Consider the following 19,291-nt stretch of genomic DNA (forward strand, 5'->3'; position numbering starts at 1 on the left):
GAAGAGGTCTCTGATTCATGCTTGGTAATGTTAGCTCGGTCGGGCGAGCGACATTATCTTTTTAATATACTTTTAGTCTCTCCCCAGAAACGAGTATAGGCTGGGTACATGTCTTCACAGATTTATGTCCCAGCTTTTTTTTTCCTTAAATTTATAATTGAACATTTATCGAGCACACATTTATAAAGTGGCATAATCAATTAACCAACAAGATATCATTTTAAGGGGAATCCCTAAAATCAGTCTTTATTGGCGATGATATCAACCGACCACACTAAATAAGCCCTAATAAAAACAAGATTTATAACGAGGACGCTATGAAAAAGACTTGGGCGCTCAGTGCCATAATGATGTCATTAAGTTTGACCGCATGCTCTCCATCAGAATCGACAGTCTCAACCTCTCCAGCTACGGCCACTTGGCAGCAAAGTCACCTAGCAGAATTTGCAGATGCACTTATCGTTAAATATCGCTTAGTATCTAATTTACCTGAAGAAGCATGTCCCGCAGACGCTAAAGCGGATGAGCGCTGTTTTATTGCTGAGATTGATTTCACCAGTCCAAAAGATATGCTAAACCGTGATTGGGAAATCTATTTTAGCCAAATGCGCCCAGTTCAAACGGTGCTTAACGACGAGTTTACGATTGAACGTGTGAAAGGTGATTTACACCGTATAACGCCTACAGATAAATTTACTGGATTTAAAGCCGGACAGGTTAAAACCTTGCGTTTTCGTGGCGAGTTATGGCAATTGTCTGAAACAGACTTTATGCCTAATTACTACATCGTTGCTAAAGACGCTAATGGCACAGAGCTAGCGCCGCAGATAATAAGTAGTACCCGTGTTGAAATTGATGCTGACACAGGCATGGAAGTTAGACCCTATGTCGAAGCATTCGTTGATGCAAAAAGACAATATCAGCGCAGCGATAAAGATAAATTAGTATGGGCTAAATCAGGCGTTTTATTTGAACAGAATAAAGCCGTAGCGATTGAGCCTGCATTAACAGCTAACTCTTTATTACCCACGCCTCAAACACAAGTTCTGCTAGATAATGCTAAAGCGGTCTCTTTATCACAAGGGATCTCTTTAGACACGCAAAGTATAACGGATGCAAAGTTGAATCCTGATGATATTCAAGCGGCTTTAGCCCGTCTTGAACGTATTGGCGTGCCACAATCTGACAAGGGGGTAAAAGTCTCATTTGCAACATTATCATCAACCGCTAACCCAGAAGCTGGCTCATATCAGTTAACCATTGCGGATCAGGGCATTGTGATCAAAGCCAATGAGCCCAGTGGTTTTAGCTATGCTATTGCCTCAATCACCTCGCTGGTTAATTTGAACGACTTGACCATTAATGCCATGCAAATTGATGACAGTCCTCGTTATCAATACCGTGGTATGCATGTTGACGTATCGCGTAATTTCCATAGTAAGCAGTTCTTGTTAGATTTGCTTGATCAAATGGCAGCCTACAAACTCAATAAATTACATTTGCACATGGGAGATGACGAAGGTTGGCGTTTAGAGATTGATGGCTTACCTGAATTGACGGATATCGGCAGCAAACGATGCCATGATATTACTGAATCAAGCTGTATTTTACCTCAGTTAGGCAGCGGACCTTTTGTTGACACTAAAGTGAATGGTTACTACACAAAAGCGGATTATATTGACATTATTAAGTATGCCAATGCGCGTCAAATTCAGGTGATCCCGTCAATGGATATGCCAGGGCATTCTCGCGCTGCGATTAAATCAATGGATGCTCGTTATCGTAACCTTATGGCTAAGGGTGATGAGCAGGCTGCAAAAGAGTTTTTACTTACCGACGCGAATGACACAACGCTATATTCATCCGTACAGTATTATGACGACAACACCTTAAATGTGTGTATGGAATCGACTTATCATTTTGTCGACAAAGTGATTACCGAAATCGCAGCATTACACACCCAAGCGGGACAGCCTTTAACAACTTATCACATTGGTGCAGATGAAACCGCAGGTGCTTGGTTAGAATCTCCTATTTGTCATGACTTTATTGCTAATAACCAATATGGCGTAACCGATATCAAGCTAGTGGGCCCTTACTTTATTGAACGCGTTGCCAATATGTTAGCTGAAAAAGGCATTCAACCAGCCGGTTGGAGCGATGGTATGAGCCATACTAATCCAGCCAATATGCCTGCTAACTCTCAAACGAATGTTTGGGATGTGATATCCCATAAAGGTTATCAGCGTGCTCACCAACAAGTTAATAATGGTTGGACAACGATTCTTTCTAATCCAGAAGTGCTTTATTTCGACTTCCCTTATGAAGCTGACCCAAAAGAGCACGGTTATTACTGGGCATCTAGGGGGCTGAACAGCAAACACATATTCAGTTTTATGCCAGGTAATTTACCTGCTAATGCTGAACAGTGGTTAGATATTGAAGGTAATCCATTTGAGGCCGATGATCGTCCTCAAGTTGACGAAAATGGTCAACAAACCAGTGGTCCAATTGTTGCGGGTAAAACCTTCGATGGTATTCAGGGGCAACTCTGGAGCGAAACCTTACGCAGCGATCAAACGGTTGAATACATGATTTACCCAAGATTGCTAATGCTGGCAGAAAGAGCATGGAACAAGCCTGAATGGGAAGTGCCATATCAGTATAATGGCGCGGTTTATAATCAATCGACTCAGCACTTTACTGCACAAATGAGACAGCAGCAGGCGAGCGAATGGCAAAAAATGGCCAATCATTTAGGCCATAAAGAGCTGGCTAAACTAGACAAAGCGGGCATTGAATATCGGGTGCCTACCGTAGGAGCAATCATTGATGATAAAGGTGTGCTTACGGCAAATATCGCTTTTCCAGGATTACAAATAGAATATAAAGAGCAAGGTAAAGCTTGGCAGCCTTATCTGAGTCCTGTTGAAGTTAAAGGTCAGGTAGAAGTGCGAGCTATCACACCAGATGGCAAGCGAAAAGGTCGCACATTAGTTGTAAATTAGTTGTTGCTTAGAGCCGTTTTAAAGCCGTCAATAACGATATTGTTGACGGCTTTTTGTTTCAAAGCGTTAAGTTTTTAGTCATCAGCTACGCAGGCGTGTTTATCTTTGTCGATATAAAAAATAAACAAAGATAACTATGCCTTAGCTATCAGATTGTTTTTAAATGGTTAATTTGTAGTTGAAATTTGATGAACCATTTTGAGTTAAAAAACAAATGACAACGCTGTCATTTTGGGTGTAACATAGCCTTAACTTATTCATAGGCGCAAATACAATCAATAAAATAGCGACCTTAAACTGAATACCGAGGGGAAAGTCATGGGTCAGAATCAGCTTAGCAATTCGCAGCTTTACATTGGCATCGATGGCGGTGGCAGTAAATGCCGCGCAACCATTTATACTCAAGACCATAAGCAAATTGGCACCGGTGTTTCTGGCCGAGCAAATCCATTACATGGTTTAGAACAAACTTTTCAATCAATCACTGAATCAACTCAGCTTGCGCTAGCCGATGCTGGTTTACCTGCTGAGGCTTGTAACCAACTTGTTGCTGGACTGGGTCTTGCTGGCGTCAATGTAGGTCATTTTTACGATCAAATTTCAAATTGGCAGCATCCATTTAAATCGATGTATTTAACAACTGATCTGCATACCGCTTGCATTGGTGCGCACAATGGTGCCGATGGGGCAGTCATTATTACCGGAACAGGTTCATGCGGATATGCGCATGTTGGTCATCAAAGTATCAGTTTAGGTGGGCATGGTTTTGCTTTAGGTGATAAAGGCAGTGGTGCATGGTTAGGCCTTAAAGCTGCTGAGCATGTGTTATTAACACTTGACGGTTTTGCTTGTGAAACTGCACTTACAGATAAATTACTCGCCTACTTTGAAGTTAATGATGCAATTGGTATCGTTGAAAATTTAGCGGGCAAATCATCGAGTGTGTATGCCAAACTTGCACGAATTGTATTAGCTACCGCACACGAAGGCGATAAGGTTGCGATTGCTATTGTCGAAGAAGGTGCTGCTTATATCAGTGAGCTTGCCAGAAGATTATTTACCATTAACCCTAGTCGTTTTTCGATGATAGGTGGTCTAGCAGAGCCCTTATTGACTTGGTTAGATGAAGACGTTGCCTCAAAAGTGTCTCCTTCATTATCGCCACCTGAATTCGGTGCCTGTTTGTTTGCTCAACAACAATATGCTGCTGAGTCAGTCGCTTAATCACACCCAGGGTAAGTTTTTCAACTTACCCTTTCGCGATATAGCGTATAGCTTATAGCGTATAGGGCATTGGATTATTATTCTGTTGCGAGGGTGATTTTGACAACACATACCATCAAGGGGCAAGACGCTCGCACTGCTCCTGTTAATATTGCGCAGCCATTAATCGCTAATGACGGGTTTATTGAACAACTCGGTGTTGATGAAATATCAACCGCCTTGCAACCTCAGTTTGTTATGATGCTTGAATGTTGGGCATCGAAGCATCCGAGTGCATTTGCCAAGTATATCTGTGACATGAATGATGAATCACATCATCGTTATCTAGAACAAGTTAACAATGTTAAGCAGTGCGGTGCAGATATTGTCCATTTTAATCACATCGCCAGTGACTTACGCCCTGGTGTTGCGCCATTACTTTATTGCAATGTTTTATCTCGATGTAACAATGACCATGGCACAACGCCTGACCAGCCAGCAGGCTTGAAAAAAGTGACCAGAACCCTGTAACGTCGACGAAAAACTAAGAATCAAAACGAGAATATTATGAAACAAATCCTGATTGTTGAACGATTATTTGACGGTGAAGCTTTTCATCAAAACATGGCAGTAACTATTGATGCTGGCAAGATTACAGCGATCACCGCGGCGGCTAACGTTATCGATGCAGACCCTAGCATAGTGCATCACCTTGCAGGGACCCTTGTGCCAGGGTTTGTTGATGTTCAAGTCAATGGTGGCGGTGGCGCCTTATTTAACGACCAACCGAGCGTTGAATGTATTGAAACAATCGGTCGTGCCCACGCCCGCTTTGGTACAACGGGATTTTTACCTACCTTGATTACCGATGATGTTTCGGTAATGGCTAAGGCCGCTGACGCCGTTGCTGATGCGATTAAACATAATAAAGCCGGTGTATTAGGCGTGCATTTTGAAGGCCCGCATTTAAGTGTGCCTAAAAAAGGTGTTCATCCACAGCAGTTTATTCGCAAAATCAGTGATGAAGAATTAGCAATCTTCAGTCGTCAAGATTTGGGGATAAAAGTGGTCACTTTAGCGCCAGAAAATGTTTCCACTCAGGTGATTAAGTCATTAGTGAAAGCTGGCGTGCGCGTCTGCCTTGGCCATTCTAATGCTGACTATGACACTGTGGTTGCGGCATTAGATGCTGGTGCTAGTGGGTTCACTCATTTGTTCAATGCAATGTCACCTTTGGGCTCTCGTGAACCAGGTATGGTTGGTGCAGCACTTGAAAACCAAGATTCATGGTGTGGTTTGATTGTTGATGGACACCATGTTCACAGCGCTGCCGCAAAAGTGGCAATCAATGCTAAACCTCGTGGCAAAATGATGTTAGTGACCGATGCCATGCCACCTGTGGGTATGAGTGAAGACGCCAGTTTTGAATTATTTGGAATTAAAGTGGTTCGTCAGGGAGATCGTCTTAATGCATCTACGGGTGAGTTAGCCGGTTGTGTGCTTGATATGGTTGGCGCGGTAAATAATAGCGTCACCATGTTAGGACTCGCCCACGATGAAGCGCTGCGTATGGCATCAATGTATCCAGCACAATTTCTTGGTTTAGAAAAATCCTTAGGGGTGATTAAACCAGGATTTAAAGCTGACTTGGTGCTGTTAAATAGCGCCAATCAAGTCAGCAGAACCTACATAGGTGGCAAAATAGTATTTGCACAATAGCTTACCAATTTAAGCTAGTGAATGAGTCAAAAATATAATAACAATAGGGGCCGTAATGTCTGCCAACGCCACCGCAAACACTGAATTGAAGCAAGATAAACCCAATAAGCCAAGATTAATGTCACTTGATGCTTTACGTGGCTTTGACATGTTCTGGATTATTGGTGGGGAAGGGCTGTTTGCTGCCATGTTTGTTTTGACCGGATGGGCGGGATGGCAAATTGCTGCAGGGCAAATGCTGCATAGTCAGTGGCATGGTTTTACATTGTATGATCTTATTTTCCCCTTGTTTATATTTCTTTCAGGTGTCGCACTAGGTTTATCTCCTAAACGATTAGATAAACTGCCATTGCCACAACGAATGCCTTTGTATCGTCATGCTATCAAACGGTTAGCATTATTGATTGGCCTTGGCGTGCTTTATAACCATGGTTGGGGCTCTGGGGTGCCGGTTGATCCTGAACAGATACGTTTTTCTAGTGTATTAGCACGTATTGGTTTTGCATGGTTCTTTGCCGCATTTTTGGTATGGCACACGTCGTTACGCACTCAAATTATCACCACTATTGGGCTGTTAGTGGGATATTCTCTACTACTGTGCTTTATGCCATTTCCTGGCGGTCAAGCGGGGATATTTACCATGGACGGCAGTATTAATGCTTACATTGATGGGTTATTACGTCCAGGTATCGCTTATCAAAATAGACCGTTAGATCCAGAAGGTGTGCTTTCAACCATTCCCGCCGTGGTCAATGCATTAATTGGCGTGTTTGTTGGCCAATTCATTGTCAAGTCGCACCCTAAAGGGGATTGGGCAAAAGTATTGATTATGACGCTAAGCGGTCTGGTGTTGTTGGCACTTGGCTGGTTATTAAATCCAATTATCCCGGTTAATAAAGATCTTTGGAGCAGCAGCTTTGTGCTGGTAACGTCGGGATGGAGTTTACTGTTTTTAGCCTTATTTTATGCTGTGATTGATGTGCTTAAATGGCAAAAGTGGGCTTTTGTATTCGTGGTGATTGGTACAAACGCCATCATTGTTTATTTAGGCTCGAGCTTAATTGATTGGCACTATATTACTCGCAGTGTGTTTGGTGGAGTGATACAAGCTTTTCCTGATTCAGCTCAGCAACTTATCAGTGTAATAGGCTTTATCACAGTGCAATGGCTAATTTTGTTATGGATGTATCGTCGTAAAATATTTATTCGAATTTAAATTAAAGGCAGAGATATTTAGGCTTTAGTTGTAAATGACAGCGTTGTCTTAGTGGTTGAATTGTTCTACTATCGAATAAGTTGGTTAATGTGACTCAATTCACATTTCGCCTAACAAACCGCAAAGACCCTATAAATAAAATAATGAGCAGGTTTATGGAAATGACAGCAACGAAAGAACAATCTAAAAGTAGCTTAGTACCGATGGCAATTGTCGCGGTTCTGTTTTTTATTCTCGGCTTCGCAACATGGCTGAATGGCTCGTTGATGCCGTATCTGAAACAAATTCTTCAACTAACGCCTTTCCAAGCGTCACTCATCCTATTTTCATTTTACATTGCTGTGACCTTTACTGCGTTACCCTCGGCTTGGGTGATCCGCAAAGTCGGTTATAAAAATGGTATGGCGTTAGGTATGGGCATTATGATGCTAGCCGGCCTGCTATTTATTCCTGCAGCGCAAACCCAAATTTTTGTGCTGTTTCTACTGGCGCAGTTAGTGATGGGTACCGGGCAAACGCTACTGCAAACCGCAGTAAATCCCTATGTGGTGCGCTTAGGGCCTGAAGAGTCTGCTGCCGCACGTGTGAGTGTGATGGGGATTTTGAATAAAGGTGCAGGTGTTATCGCGCCAATGGTGTTTACCGCATTAATTCTAGATAGCTTTAAAGACCGTGTCGGTACTGAACTGACTCAGATCCAAATTGATGAAATGGCAAATAGCCTTATTTATCCTTATCTTGGTATGGCTATCTTTATTGGCATTTTAGCTTTTGCTGTTAAAAAATCACCATTACCAGAATTAGAAAAAGAGCAACAAGAACAGGACTCTGACAAAGGTCAAATTAAACAAGCTTTATCTCATCCTAACCTTGCTTTAGGTGTAGTGGCGTTATTTGTATACGTTGCTGTAGAGGTCATTGCCGGTGATACCATTGGTACCTTTGCACTAACCTTGGGTGTTGAAAATTATGGCGTGATGACCTCTTACACCATGCTTTGTATGGTACTGGGTTACACTCTGGGTATTATCTGTATTCCTCGATTTATTTCGCAGCCAAATGCACTCATGGTCAGCGCGGTTTTAGGCTTATTATTAACCGCGGGTATCGTATTTGGTGATAGTCAATCATATGCGATAGCAGATTTGCTATTAGTCCCATTTGGCGGTGCACAGCTACCTGATACTTTATTAATGATTGCTTTCTTAGGTTTAGCCAATGCTATTGTATGGCCTGCTGTGTGGCCTCTCGCATTGTCTGGTATGGGTAAGTTAACCAGTACGGGCTCAGCGTTATTGATTATGGGTATTGCTGGCGGTGCTTTCGGACCACTATTTTGGGGATTAACCAGCTCAGCCACTTCTCTTGGTATGCAAGGTGGCTACATGGTGATGTTCCCCTGTTATCTGTTCATTCTATTTTATGCGGTAAAAGGGCATAAAATGAAAAGTTGGAAGTAACGTTTGTTACTTCAGCAGACACAATAAAGAGAGCTTATGCTCTCTTTTTTATGTCTGTTAAAGTATGTTGGGAGGGTGATTTATTCTTTTCTCATGTTTAACTCAACTCTCATCAGTTCTTTGATCGCCTCTGGCATCGCTAATTTAGCCACAGGATAGCCATACGCTTCTATTACCTCAGTGATTGGCACCATGCCATTTGCTCCCACAAATGTAATTTTGGTTATTCCTACAGCTGTTACTTTGCCATTCCTTTCAAATTTGTGCTCAGTCCAGACCCATTCATCATCCCAATAAATAATGCTTGATTTCAGTAGATACCTTTCAAAAATTTTAAGGGGATAGCGGTATCTGACCGTGGCAATTCTAGCCACAGGTACCCATTTGTTTTTTAGGAAAGCATTTAGCAGACCAGCCTGAAGAATAATATTTATCCGACCAAGATCCATGATCGGTAAATATCTATCGCTGCTCATTCTTTTTACATCAACATCATTGATGAAAACGCGAAAGTGTAAGGTGTTTTCATCCAATACCCCGATAGAACGTTTGAAATAATGAATAAATATCAAGAACAAAAATCGAAATCTGAGAATCATTATAATTCCTTGTGATTGAGTAAAAGCCTTTATCAGTGAGAACAAGCCAAGTTCAGATTAGCCTTGCTAATACCCTGTACGACCTTGTGTTGTGATGTTCATTTAGCTAGGCTGTGCTTATCTTTGTTGATAAATAAACAAAGATAAGCACAGCCTAAATGAGCATTGATTGTTAAGCATTTTAGAACACTTTCGTATTAAACGAGCTAAATATAAGGTTTTATCGAATTTAAGTATGCAAATTAGCAGTGGCCATCATTGTACCAATGGCAACGCTAAGAAGATGGCTCTGCACTTGAGTGATGCCTTTAATCATCACAAGGCTGAAATAGATTTGAATATGAAGACAAATTGTAGATACAAAAAAGCCACTCATTGAGTGGCTTTTTTGTTTTTTATGGTGCCGGCACCAAGAGTCGAACTCGGGACCTACTGATTACAAGTCAGTTGCTCTACCAACTGAGCTATGCCGGCTAAATTGTGGTGCCCGAACCCGGAATCGAACCAGGGACACGAGGATTTTCAATCCTCTGCTCTACCGACTGAGCTATTCGGGCAACTAAACTAAGTGTTAGTCATCTACTTCAGATTCAATTGGCTTACTGTGAAATGCCTGTCTCGTCTGGAGTGCGCACATAATATAGGGATGGTTTTTATCGTGCAAGTAGTTTTTAAAAACTTTTTACTCGTTCGCTCACATTGTAGTCAGGATGGCGATTTTTTAGTGGGGTTGCTGCTTTTTAGACCAAAAAGCGACATTTTTTTAAACTGTGGAAGTCGCTAAAGCTTATTAGTAGCCAGTATTAAGGCTGAAATGATTAATTATTCTAATTTTTAGAAAGATATTGGCTATTTTTACTGATTTATATTTATTAAATAGTAAGTAAACTGTTTCACATGATGTTAACGCATCAAAAGGCACATTTAAGGGGGAGCCATGTTTAACAATAGTCCTGCTGGATACGGGTTAATAACCATTTTTATTCATTGGGTATCAGCCGTCATCGTCATAGGCTTATTTGCGCTTGGTTTTTGGATGGTTGATTTAACCTATTACAGTAGCTGGTATAAAACTGCCCCCGATATTCATAGAAGTGTTGGAATATTGCTATTGCTATTAACCACATTCAGGCTTTTATGGCGATTTATCGCAACCAAGCCGGCACCGGTATCAACGCATAAGCAATGGGAGCAAAAGAGTGCCTATTGGGCCCATAGAGTGATTTATCTTTTGATGCTGTCCATTATGGTGTCGGGTATTTTAATCTCGACAGCAGATGGCCGTGGAATTTGGGTATTTGATTGGTTTCAATTCCCAGCCGTGGGGGAGTTATTTGATGATCAAGCTGATCTTGCTGGTTTGTTTCATCAGTATGCGGCATACAGCCTGATGGGTTTAGTGGTTATCCATGCCGCAGGTGCACTTAAGCATCATTTTATAGACAAAGATTCAACCTTAACGCGAATGTTCCGAGTTAAGCGTTAGTTAACTAAATAACACGTTTAATCGGTTAACCAGCAATGATCACTGCTTGATGATGCCGTTTACACTGTGTGAAACAAGCACACTTATTTACTACATAAAAGCCATTAACCTATAGGAAGGATTAACCATGAAAAAACACTTAATTGCAGCCGTAATCAGTTCTGCCATGTTAGCGCCAATGTTGGTTGCCAATACGGCCAACGCAGCGGACTACGTTATCGACACCCAGGGTGCCCATGCGTTTATTCAATTTAAAGTCAGTCATTTAGGCTATAGTTTTGTAATGGGTCGCTTTAATGACTTTTCAGGAGACTTTAGCTTTGATGCCAGTAAAGTGAGTCAGGCGAGTATTAATGTTGATATCAACACAGATAGCGTTGATTCTAATCACGCTGAACGTGACAAGCATTTACGTAGTCCAGATTTTTTAAACACAGCAAAATTTCCAAAAGCGAGCTTTAAATCGACTTCGGTAGAAGACAAAGGTGAGGGTAAGTTTGTTGTTAATGGTGATTTTACCTTCAATGGCGTGACGAAACCGTTGGCTATTGATGCGGTATTGATTGGTGAAGGTGATGACCCTTGGGGCGGATACCGCGCAGGTTTTACCGGTACAACCACGTTTAAAATGAAAGACTATGGTATGAAAATGGATCTCGGCCCAGCCTCAGCGAATGTTGAGCTTGAGTTGGTTGTCGAGGGTATTAAAAAATAAGTCGCAATTTGCAAGCTTCAACTCGGGTCAAGAGACGAACTCAATAAGCACAATTCAATAGATTGAGCTTATTTTGTAGCAAACTTGTCATTTGTTTTGAAAACAAGGCGCATTAACACGTCAATAGCTTGTCTATTGCACGTTAATGAAACGCAGTTAGCAAAATAAAGGGCTGTTTACTAAGCGTTTATTAACCCGAGCTGAGGTTATTTAACCAGTTTAATGTTCCCGAACACGTCTGCTGTTTTGTAGCCAAGGTTTTTGTCACCATTAATTGGACTAATGTGATGGGAGCCAACAACATTTCACGTTCATTTGAGCCATCGTTATCACAATAGGCCACCATAAATCCGATAATATCTCCCACTTTTAAGTTAACAGCAGATACTTGTTGTGCATCGTCTGCAGCCAGTTTGTCATTGTAATCATCAGGGAAGATACTGATGGCCAGTTCCCAATAGATAACCTCTGGGCGCGCAGTGTCTCGCTGCCATCGGCTTTGCACATGTTGGTTAAAGGTTTGTGCCTGTTGGGAGCGATTAAAGTCAGCAACTTGATTGTCTAGGGCTACATGATATGCAAACGCATTGTGATTAAATTGATGCTCACCGCCCGAAGCGTCTTGATCAATAAATACTTCAAGGCAATCATCATCCCAATACAAGCTTGTGGGAACGGCGGTTTTGTCGAACAATACATCGTCAACGATTTCTGCTAGCAAATACAATTTATCTTCGCGCCACAATAGTTTATAGCGTCCACTAAAGTCAGCTGCAGTAGGTTGTACCCCTAAAATAAGCTGATCAATTGCTTGCCAAGGTGCGCTGTCCCACAAACTATCGGGTTTGCCATCGATAGTAATGGGGGTATGAGCATATTTGACCTCATTGGGATGAAGGTCTGTGGGCATTTCGGCAAGTGCCGAAAAACTGCATAATGAAATAGTTAAATAACCTAGTTTTATTATAGTTTTTGGTAGATTAGCCAAGCTAAACATACTGCCCCTAGTGTTAATCGATAATTTAAGTTGATGCTCAGTCTAGGCTAATTTAGCCTGAAGATAAATTGATGGTATTAACCCTAGTCGGTAAACTTGCGCTGTCCATAACCATTATGACAAACAAAAAAGGATAAGTGATTAACTTATCCTTTTAGCAAAACTTAGCTATTAACGGCCTAGATATATGATGATTAATCTTCTGAAGGGGGAACGTAGCCTTCAATTTCTACATCTTTACCTTCAAATAAGAATTGAGTCATCTGCTGTTCAAGAAACTGACGATCCTCAACATTCATCATGTTAAGTTTTTTCTCGTTAATCAGCATTGTTTGTTTTTTCTGCCACAAACCCCATGCTTCTTTACTGATATTGTCAAAAATACGTTTACCTAAGGCACCTGGATAAAGTTGAAAGTCTAAGCCGTCAGCTGATTTATTTAAATGAACGCATTCTACAGTGCGAGCCATGTTTACTCCTTAACGTGTATTAGGGCAGCGACATCATCGGGTTGATTAGCGAGTTCTGCAGCAAGATTGGCTAAAATCTTTTCAGTTGCAGCGGCTAAGCCGACTTTGGCTGGATGGGTGATGTTATACCAGAGTGGAGGCGTTTGTTCCATCACCCCATCAATATCCGCTGTTGAAAAGCACAAATCTTGATTTTCAACATCCACTAAAATAGGGCTGATATCTAAATGAAAATGACTAAACGTATGCCTAAACCCCGCTAATTCAATATCAGATTTACTCATCTGGTGTTGATTAACATACTGCTCAATCAAGGCTTGAGAATCAAATTGAGGAAAACACCATAGTCCCCCCCAAATTCCAGCGGGTGGGCGCTGAATTAATTGCACTTGTCCTTGATATAACATCACAAGCATCCAGGCTTGCTTAGATGGGATGGTTTTTTTGGGTTTTTTACCGGGATAATGGCTTTGGTTACCGCTTAGCTGCGCTTTGCAATCAATTGCCACGGGACAGTTTGAGCATTGTGGTTTACTTCGACTGCAAATACTGGCACCCAAATCCATCATGGCTTGATTATATTTTTGTACATCCTTTATCGGGGTTAGCTCATGGGTTAAATCCCATAACGTTTGCTCAACAGCCTTTTGGCCAGGCCAGCCATCAATGGCACCATGGCGGGCAAGCACTCGTTTAACGTTACCATCTAAAATAGGGTGATGTTGACCAAGAGATAAAGATAACACCGCGCCAGCCGTCGAACGGCCTATGCCGGATAGCGCTAATACCTGTTCAAACTCGGTTGGAAAAACACCATCAAACTTATCTCTGATATCAATTGCCGCTTTGTGAAGATTACGTGCTCTGGCGTAATAACCTAATCCAGTCCAAAGGTGTAATACTTCATCTTGGTGTGCATTAGCCAAATCAACTACCGTTGGAAAACGTGCCATAAATTTTTGGTAATAAGGGATCACGGTTGCAACTTGGGTTTGTTGCAACATAATCTCTGAAACCCACACACTATAAGGGGTTTTATCTAGTTGCCACGGCAACTTTTTACGGCCGTGGATGTCATACCAAGCGATGATGCGCTCAGCGAAAGAGGATACTTTTTTCATCGTCGCAGTGTAGCGATAGGTAATTAATCAAACAAGGTTTATATAAACAATTGTTAGCGGATTAGGTATACTATGGGGCTGAAATAAAAATTTAAGATTAACTATTACAAGTACTGCTGTTTTTTAAACGCATAATTGTAGTAAAGAGGCGAAAATGAGCGACGTTACCACAGCTGAATTTAATGAAGAAGGTAAGTACCTTCGTAAAATCAGAAGCTTTGTACTACGTGAAGGCCGTTTAACAAAAGGTCAATCACAAGCTATTGAATCACATTGGTCAACAATGGGGCTTGATTACAGTCCTGAAGCTTTGGATTTAACCCAGGTATTTGGCCGCGATGCCGACACGGTTTTAGAAATCGGTTTCGGCATGGGGGCATCTTTAGTGCAAATGGCGAAAGCCGCTCCTGAGCTAAACTACATTGGTATTGAAGTACATAAGCCTGGCGTGGGGGCGTGTTTGGCCGATGCCGGTGAAGCCCAAGTGACTAACTTACGTGTATATCACCATGATGCCATGGAAGTATTAGAGCACAGTATTGCCGACGGTGCTTTGGCGCGTGTGCAGTTATTTTTTCCTGATCCTTGGCATAAAAAACGTCACCACAAGCGCCGTATTGTTCAGCCTGAATTTGTGCAACTTATTCGCCGTAAACTAAAAGTGGGCGGCGTATTCCACATGGCCACAGATTGGGAAAACTACAGCGAGCATATGCTAGAAGTTATGCAAGCCGCTCCAGGATATAAAAACCAATCCGCAACAGGTACAGTGGTGGAAAGACCCGACCATCGCCCATTGACAAAATTTGAGGCTCGTGGCCATCGATTAGGTCATGGTGTTTGGGATATAATGTTCGAACGTATTGATTAATAACGTCTATTAGGAGACAAATCATGGCAAAAAATCGTAGCCGTCGTTTACGTAAAAAGTTACGTGTAGATGAGTTTCAAGAGTTTGGTTTTGACATCCAGTGGACGTTTGAAGAGTCTGTGTCGGAGCAAGACATTGACAGTTTGGTGGATCAGTTTATCGATGAAGTGATTGAACCTCGCCAATTAGGTTTTCACGGCGGTGGTCATAAAGAATGGCAAGGCATTATTGCCACTCAGCACATTGGCAAATGTACCGATGAAGATATCGCTGCAGTCACTGGTTTTTGGCAAGGCAAACCGGTAAAAGAAGTGCAAGCCTCTACTTTATATGATATTTGGTGGGGCTAATTGCTAAACCAAGCATTACTACAACAAGCGGTCGACAGTGTCAGGCCGCTTTTAGGTAAAGGCAAAGTTGCCGATTATATTCCCGCATTAGCAAACGTAGATAACACTAAGCTTGCCATTGCCGTCACCACCGTTGACGGGCAAACAATTGGTGCAGGTGATTATCTTGAACCTTTCTCTATTCAATCTATCTCTAAAGTTTTTAGTCTTACCTTAGCACTCAATCTTTACCGTGAAGATGAAATTTGGAGCCGTGTAGGCAAAGAGCCTTCAGGCCATTCTTTTAATTCATTAGTCCAAGTTGAGCTAGAGCGTGGTAAGCCCCGAAACCCATTTATCAATGCTGGTGCGTTAGTGATAGCAGATTTACTGCAGGCCAGAAGCGGCGCGCCAAAACAGCGCATGTTAGAGGTTGTGCGTAAACTCAGTATGAATCCCACTATCGCCTATGACAAAGTGGTTGCTGATTCTGAATTTGCTTTTAGTGCCCGTAATGCTGCGATAGCTTATTTAATGAAATCATTTGGCAATTTTGATGGGGTTGTTGAAACCGTACTGAAAAGTTATTTTCATTATTGCGCGTTAAGAATGAATTGTGCCGATTTATCTAAGTCGATGCTGTATTTGGCAAACCGAGGTAAAACTTTAACGGGTGAGCAACTTGTCACGCCAGTTCAAACTCGGCAATTAAATGCGTTATTGGCGACATCTGGTTTGTATGATGGCGCGGGTGAATTTGCTTATCGAGTGGGCATGCCGGGTAAAAGTGGTGTTGGTGGCGGTATTATTGCAGTGATCCCAGGTGATATGTCAGTGTGTGTTTGGTCGCCAGAATTAGATGCTAATGGCAATTCATTAGCGGGTACAGCAATGTTAGAGCACCTTTGCCAGCAATTAGGGCGCTCTATCTTCTAACTATTTATATCTCTACTAATCATCAACCCTTCCTAAATTCATTGCGTTAAATATTGAGTTGATTAAATTACTTAATAAGTGGTTTATTTAGCTAATTTGTTGTCGATGAATATTAAGTTACATTACGGGGTATCGATTAAGTTGTTGTATTATTGTTTATTTTTAATTTTGGCACGCTAAGTGCTTTATCATTGTCAAGATTGAGAGGGAAATAGTGTAGCGCTAGTTTTTTAAGGCAAAATTTCACCTTTGGCAGTTAAATATATTGATTTAAAAAAGGATTTACCTCATGGCTAACAACAATAAAGTAACCACAACACAATCAAACAGCACAATTCAATCCCCTTTATTAGGGCAAAAATTGCTGACGGGCATTGCCTTATCGGGATTGATTTTTACCGCTGGAGCATTAACGCCTGCAATGGCAAAAATGTCTTTGAATGATCAAAACTGCAATGTCACCTTAAACTACGATGTAACCGTCGAGCCTAAATCTGTAAAGATAAGTGAAAAAGGGACTGAAAAATACCGTGTTGAAGTAGGGCAGTTATTCGTTGAGGGTAAAGCCGTTCAGTTGAACGCTAGCCAGCAAAAACTACTGACACAATACTCTGATGAAGTTTCTCGCCAAGTGCCAGAAGTGATTGATTTAGTCGGTGAGGTTGTTAGCGTAGCGACACAAGCCGTGAGTATGGCTTTAACGCCGCTGTTAGGTGATGCTGCGGGTAGCCAAATTGATAAATTAATGGCGGGTATTGAAAAACGAGTAGACACCATGGCATATCAACATGGCGATAAATTCTTTATTGGTTCAACTGACGCTTCATTAGAGGAAACCTTTAATGAAGAGTTTGAACAAGAAATGGAAAATATTATTTCAAATTCAATTGGCAGCTTAATGATGAGCATGGGAAGCCAGATTATGTCCGCAGAAGGCGGGTCATTTGAAGAAAAAATGAATACCTTTGCCGCTAAAATGGAAAATGTAGGTAAAGACATCGAAACCCAAATGGAATCACAATCTCAAGCGTTAGAAACCAGAGCGAATAAAGTGTGTGGTGATTTCGAGCAGTTAATGGTGTTAGAAAATCAGCTGAGAAAATCTATCCCGCAATTAGCACCCTATCCACTGGCTGTTTTACAAGATAAACCTTTAGCAGAATAAGTTAGCCAGTAGGTTCTATTCGCTTCAAAGAGGTTTAGCGACACATTTTAAACGCTTTACTGTTAGTTTTATGCTTGTCACCTGACTTTCCCCTGCATGTTTAATCGTGCAGGGGCTTTTTGTTTTCAGCCCTAAACCACCTATTTCAGTAGGGGGTTATCATCAATTAGTATTTGCCTCATATAAGTTCATTTGAACATAGCTTATTAACTCAAGTGATAGGTGAGCTTTGCTAATTGTGCGGTACAAGCTTCTAAATCAGGGATGATTTAGTAGAGCCTATAGGGATATATTTACGGCGTCTTGTTAACGCAGGGTAGGAAAGCTCTCTTTTCGGGCGTGATATCAAAGCCAGCTTTTTAAGAAGGTGGATCTTTTACTTTTTGCGCGGATGAAAACTTCATATCATCTTGTTTAATGCCAAGTTTGTTCTGATAAAAAAATTGACAATTATAATTATAGAGCAATAGGATAGTTTTTTGTTATACTCATAAAAATTATAAGAAAAATGCACTCTATTTCAATTTTTGTTAGTTTTTCGGATAATTGGCGTAACTTTACCGCCTAATCTAGCTGTTTTTTAGTAAAAATAAAGAACTAGCCAGTTGATTACCCTGTGATATGACATTCACAGGTGACAAGGTCAGTAAAGAAATTGCCGAAAATCGTTTTCAATGTCGTAAACAGCTTAAGGCGACTTTCATGTTAGAACTGTTAGAACCTATTGCAATTTTTACCCATGTCGCACGCGCAGGCAGTTTCAGTGCTGCGGCTAGACGTCTTGGTATATCCAAGTCAAAAGTGAGTACTCAGGTTGCTGATTTAGAACATAAACTGGGTGTTCAACTTATTCAGCGAACCACACGAAGCTTAAGTTTGACTGAAGCAGGAAACTTACTTTATTTGCAAGGTGAGGAGTTACTGCGTGATGCTGAACAAGCTGTCGCCAGTGTGCATAATTTAAATGATGCCACCCGTGGTGTATTGAAGGTAGGTATTTCACAATCGTTCGGTACCATGCATATCATACCAGCCCTACCTGAGTTTATGGCTAAACACCCAGAGTTAGAGTTGCAGGTAAGTTTGCTTGATCACAAAGTCGATGTTGTGAGTGAAGGGTTAGACCTTTTGTTAACCATGTCAGAGCAATTGCCATTAGGCATGGTTGCTCGTCCGCTAATGAAGTGTCAGTTCTTGTTAGCGGCATCACCTAAATACATCGCTAAACATGGCAATATTTCACGCCCAGAACAACTGGTTGATCACAACTGTTTGGTGTATCAGGGAGAATGGCATGAACACAGTATGTGGCAGTTCAAAAAAGGTGAAGATTACTGTGAGATTGGTGTTTCAGGAAATTTCCGTGTTGATAATGCGCCAGCGTTAAAGTCAGCAGCTGTAAGCGGTTTAGGGATTGCTTATCTTGCCAGTTACTTAATGGAAGACGAAATTGAAAATGGCACACTGGTACCATTATTACCCGATTGGCAATTAACCAATAACTTGCCATTACAAGCTGTTTATCCTCGTCGTAAACACCTTGCACCTAAGGTCAGTGCCTTTATTGATTTCATCAAAGGTCACATTGGTACATCACCCTACTGGGATACTAAATTCGAACACTTGTATAAATTACGTAAGTAATTTTGAAAACATTGTTCGCCAAAGTGAATAAAACCGCATCTTAGTATGCGGTTTTTTATTTTCTCTTATTAATCATGTGTTTGTTTCGCTTATGCTGTGGGTGCTGTTATGTCGGTAATCAATGGCTTATGTTTGTATGAATTTGTTTGTGTTGCAGTTCGTTCTTATTTGAATACAATAGGTGTTAGTTGATTCGAGATGATTTGACCAAAGCATGTTATTGAAAAATGACCCCTTTTCAATGATGTGTACAAATCCGCTAACAAGCAAGTTTTGAATCACGGCTGATATCTAATTGCAAACTAAACGGTATCAGCTTTGAAACCATCATCCTAGTTTAATTGGTTTACCC

General features: G+C 41.3%; 16 protein-coding genes, 2 tRNA genes and 1 pseudogene. 13 read left to right on the forward strand and 6 right to left on the reverse strand.

Features of this window, described 5'->3' with window-relative positions; translation table 11 throughout:
- Positions 1-317: 317 nt before the first annotated feature.
- From OHT75_RS13220 to nagP, 6 genes are all read left to right on the forward strand, one after another.
- A complete protein-coding gene (locus OHT75_RS13220) occupies positions 318-3,008 on the forward strand; it encodes a family 20 glycosylhydrolase (RefSeq protein ID WP_264727350.1) in 2,691 nt (896 codons plus the stop codon).
- Between the two features lie 318 nt (positions 3,009-3,326).
- Complete coding sequence (gene nagK / locus OHT75_RS13225) at positions 3,327-4,232, forward strand: N-acetylglucosamine kinase (protein WP_264727352.1); 906 nt, start codon at positions 3,327-3,329, stop codon at positions 4,230-4,232.
- 99 nt (positions 4,233-4,331) lie between these two features.
- Entirely contained in the window at positions 4,332-4,742 is a 411-nt protein-coding gene (locus OHT75_RS13230; RefSeq protein WP_264727354.1) for a hypothetical protein, read from the forward strand.
- Between the two features lie 36 nt (positions 4,743-4,778).
- Positions 4,779-5,930 (forward strand): N-acetylglucosamine-6-phosphate deacetylase, encoded by a 1,152-nt coding sequence (gene nagA / locus OHT75_RS13235; RefSeq protein ID WP_264727356.1) that lies wholly within the window; start codon positions 4,779-4,781, stop codon positions 5,928-5,930.
- 55 nt (positions 5,931-5,985) lie between these two features.
- Positions 5,986-7,146 carry a transmembrane glucosamine N-acetyltransferase NagX gene (nagX, locus tag OHT75_RS13240; RefSeq protein WP_264727358.1) on the forward strand — a complete coding sequence of 387 codons (1,161 nt, stop codon included), beginning with the start codon at positions 5,986-5,988 and terminating at the stop codon, positions 7,144-7,146.
- 161 nt (positions 7,147-7,307) lie between these two features.
- Positions 7,308-8,606 (forward strand): N-acetylglucosamine MFS transporter NagP, encoded by a 1,299-nt coding sequence (gene nagP / locus OHT75_RS13245; RefSeq protein ID WP_264727360.1) that lies wholly within the window; start codon positions 7,308-7,310, stop codon positions 8,604-8,606.
- Positions 8,607-8,686: 80 nt separating this feature from the next.
- On the opposite strand, the gene OHT75_RS13250 is transcribed toward nagP, so the two are convergent.
- The 3 genes from OHT75_RS13250 to OHT75_RS13260 form a co-directional block, all read right to left on the reverse strand.
- On the reverse strand, positions 8,687-9,205 hold the full coding sequence (locus tag OHT75_RS13250; protein WP_264727362.1) for a thioesterase family protein: 519 nt from the start codon (positions 9,203-9,205) through the stop codon (positions 8,687-8,689).
- Between the two features lie 398 nt (positions 9,206-9,603).
- Positions 9,604-9,679 (reverse strand) — tRNA-Thr (locus OHT75_RS13255).
- A 7-nt stretch (positions 9,680-9,686) separates the two neighbouring features.
- Positions 9,687-9,762: transfer RNA gene (locus OHT75_RS13260), tRNA-Phe, on the reverse strand.
- A 380-nt stretch (positions 9,763-10,142) separates the two neighbouring features.
- On the opposite strand from OHT75_RS13260, the gene OHT75_RS13265 reads away from it, so the two are divergent.
- Both OHT75_RS13265 and OHT75_RS13270 read left to right on the forward strand, forming a co-directional pair.
- Positions 10,143-10,691: a cytochrome b gene (locus OHT75_RS13265; protein WP_264727363.1), complete on the forward strand. Its 549-nt coding sequence runs from the start codon at positions 10,143-10,145 to the stop codon at positions 10,689-10,691.
- 127 nt (positions 10,692-10,818) lie between these two features.
- A complete protein-coding gene (locus OHT75_RS13270; RefSeq protein ID WP_264727365.1) occupies positions 10,819-11,406 on the forward strand; it encodes a YceI family protein in 588 nt (195 codons plus the stop codon).
- 206 nt (positions 11,407-11,612) lie between these two features.
- Here OHT75_RS13270 and OHT75_RS13275 read toward each other — a convergent pair.
- From OHT75_RS13275 to mutY, 3 genes and pseudogenes are all read right to left on the reverse strand, one after another.
- Positions 11,613-12,316, reverse strand: a pseudogene (locus tag OHT75_RS13275) (sugar-binding protein).
- Positions 12,317-12,597: 281 nt separating this feature from the next.
- Complete coding sequence (locus OHT75_RS13280; protein WP_264727369.1) at positions 12,598-12,873, reverse strand: oxidative damage protection protein; 276 nt, start codon at positions 12,871-12,873, stop codon at positions 12,598-12,600.
- Positions 12,874-12,875: 2 nt separating this feature from the next.
- Positions 12,876-13,994 carry an A/G-specific adenine glycosylase gene (gene mutY, locus OHT75_RS13285; RefSeq protein ID WP_264727371.1) on the reverse strand — a complete coding sequence of 373 codons (1,119 nt, stop codon included), beginning with the start codon at positions 13,992-13,994 and terminating at the stop codon, positions 12,876-12,878.
- A gap of 154 nt (positions 13,995-14,148) precedes the next feature.
- Here mutY and trmB point away from each other — a divergent pair, with 154 nt between their 5' ends.
- The 5 genes from trmB (at position 14,149) to OHT75_RS13310 (ending at position 18,939) form a co-directional block, all read left to right on the forward strand.
- Positions 14,149-14,865, forward strand: coding sequence for a tRNA (guanosine(46)-N7)-methyltransferase TrmB (gene trmB / locus OHT75_RS13290; protein WP_264727373.1), 717 nt, complete (start codon positions 14,149-14,151; stop codon positions 14,863-14,865).
- A gap of 23 nt (positions 14,866-14,888) precedes the next feature.
- Entirely contained in the window at positions 14,889-15,215 is a 327-nt protein-coding gene (locus OHT75_RS13295; RefSeq protein ID WP_264727375.1) for a 50S ribosome-binding protein YggL, read from the forward strand.
- Positions 15,216-16,130 (forward strand): glutaminase B, encoded by a 915-nt coding sequence (gene glsB / locus OHT75_RS13300; RefSeq protein WP_264727377.1) that lies wholly within the window; start codon positions 15,216-15,218, stop codon positions 16,128-16,130. It abuts the gene before it with no gap.
- Positions 16,131-16,419: 289 nt separating this feature from the next.
- Positions 16,420-17,295, forward strand: coding sequence for a YggN family protein (locus tag OHT75_RS13305; RefSeq protein ID WP_264727379.1), 876 nt, complete (start codon positions 16,420-16,422; stop codon positions 17,293-17,295).
- A 702-nt stretch (positions 17,296-17,997) separates the two neighbouring features.
- Positions 17,998-18,939 carry a LysR family transcriptional regulator gene (locus OHT75_RS13310; RefSeq protein ID WP_188841233.1) on the forward strand — a complete coding sequence of 314 codons (942 nt, stop codon included), beginning with the start codon at positions 17,998-18,000 and terminating at the stop codon, positions 18,937-18,939.
- Positions 18,940-19,291: the final 352 nt, after the last annotated feature.

Source organism: Shewanella subflava (assembly GCF_025971955.1).
Classification (GTDB): Bacteria; Pseudomonadota; Gammaproteobacteria; order Enterobacterales; family Shewanellaceae; genus Shewanella; species Shewanella subflava.

What these genes read in the sequence shown, in the direction of transcription:
- OHT75_RS13220 (WP_264727350.1), top strand. Translation starts at nt 318, where the DNA reads ATGAAAAAGACTTGGGCGCTCAGTGCCATAATGATGTCATTAAGTTTG.
- nagK (WP_264727352.1), top strand. Translation starts at nt 3,327, where the DNA reads ATGGGTCAGAATCAGCTTAGCAATTCGCAGCTTTACATTGGCATCGAT.
- nagA (WP_264727356.1), top strand. Translation starts at nt 4,779, where the DNA reads ATGAAACAAATCCTGATTGTTGAACGATTATTTGACGGTGAAGCTTTT.
- nagX (WP_264727358.1), top strand. Translation starts at nt 5,986, where the DNA reads ATGTCTGCCAACGCCACCGCAAACACTGAATTGAAGCAAGATAAACCC.
- nagP (WP_264727360.1), top strand. Translation starts at nt 7,308, where the DNA reads ATGACAGCAACGAAAGAACAATCTAAAAGTAGCTTAGTACCGATGGCA.
- OHT75_RS13250 (WP_264727362.1), bottom strand. Translation starts at nt 9,205, where the DNA reads ATGATTCTCAGATTTCGATTTTTGTTCTTGATATTTATTCATTATTTC.
- OHT75_RS13265 (WP_264727363.1), top strand. Translation starts at nt 10,143, where the DNA reads ATGTTTAACAATAGTCCTGCTGGATACGGGTTAATAACCATTTTTATT.
- OHT75_RS13270 (WP_264727365.1), top strand. Translation starts at nt 10,819, where the DNA reads ATGAAAAAACACTTAATTGCAGCCGTAATCAGTTCTGCCATGTTAGCG.
- OHT75_RS13280 (WP_264727369.1), bottom strand. Translation starts at nt 12,873, where the DNA reads ATGGCTCGCACTGTAGAATGCGTTCATTTAAATAAATCAGCTGACGGC.
- mutY (WP_264727371.1), bottom strand. Translation starts at nt 13,994, where the DNA reads ATGAAAAAAGTATCCTCTTTCGCTGAGCGCATCATCGCTTGGTATGAC.
- trmB (WP_264727373.1), top strand. Translation starts at nt 14,149, where the DNA reads ATGAGCGACGTTACCACAGCTGAATTTAATGAAGAAGGTAAGTACCTT.
- OHT75_RS13295 (WP_264727375.1), top strand. Translation starts at nt 14,889, where the DNA reads ATGGCAAAAAATCGTAGCCGTCGTTTACGTAAAAAGTTACGTGTAGAT.
- OHT75_RS13305 (WP_264727379.1), top strand. Translation starts at nt 16,420, where the DNA reads ATGGCTAACAACAATAAAGTAACCACAACACAATCAAACAGCACAATT.
- OHT75_RS13310 (WP_188841233.1), top strand. Translation starts at nt 17,998, where the DNA reads ATGTTAGAACTGTTAGAACCTATTGCAATTTTTACCCATGTCGCACGC.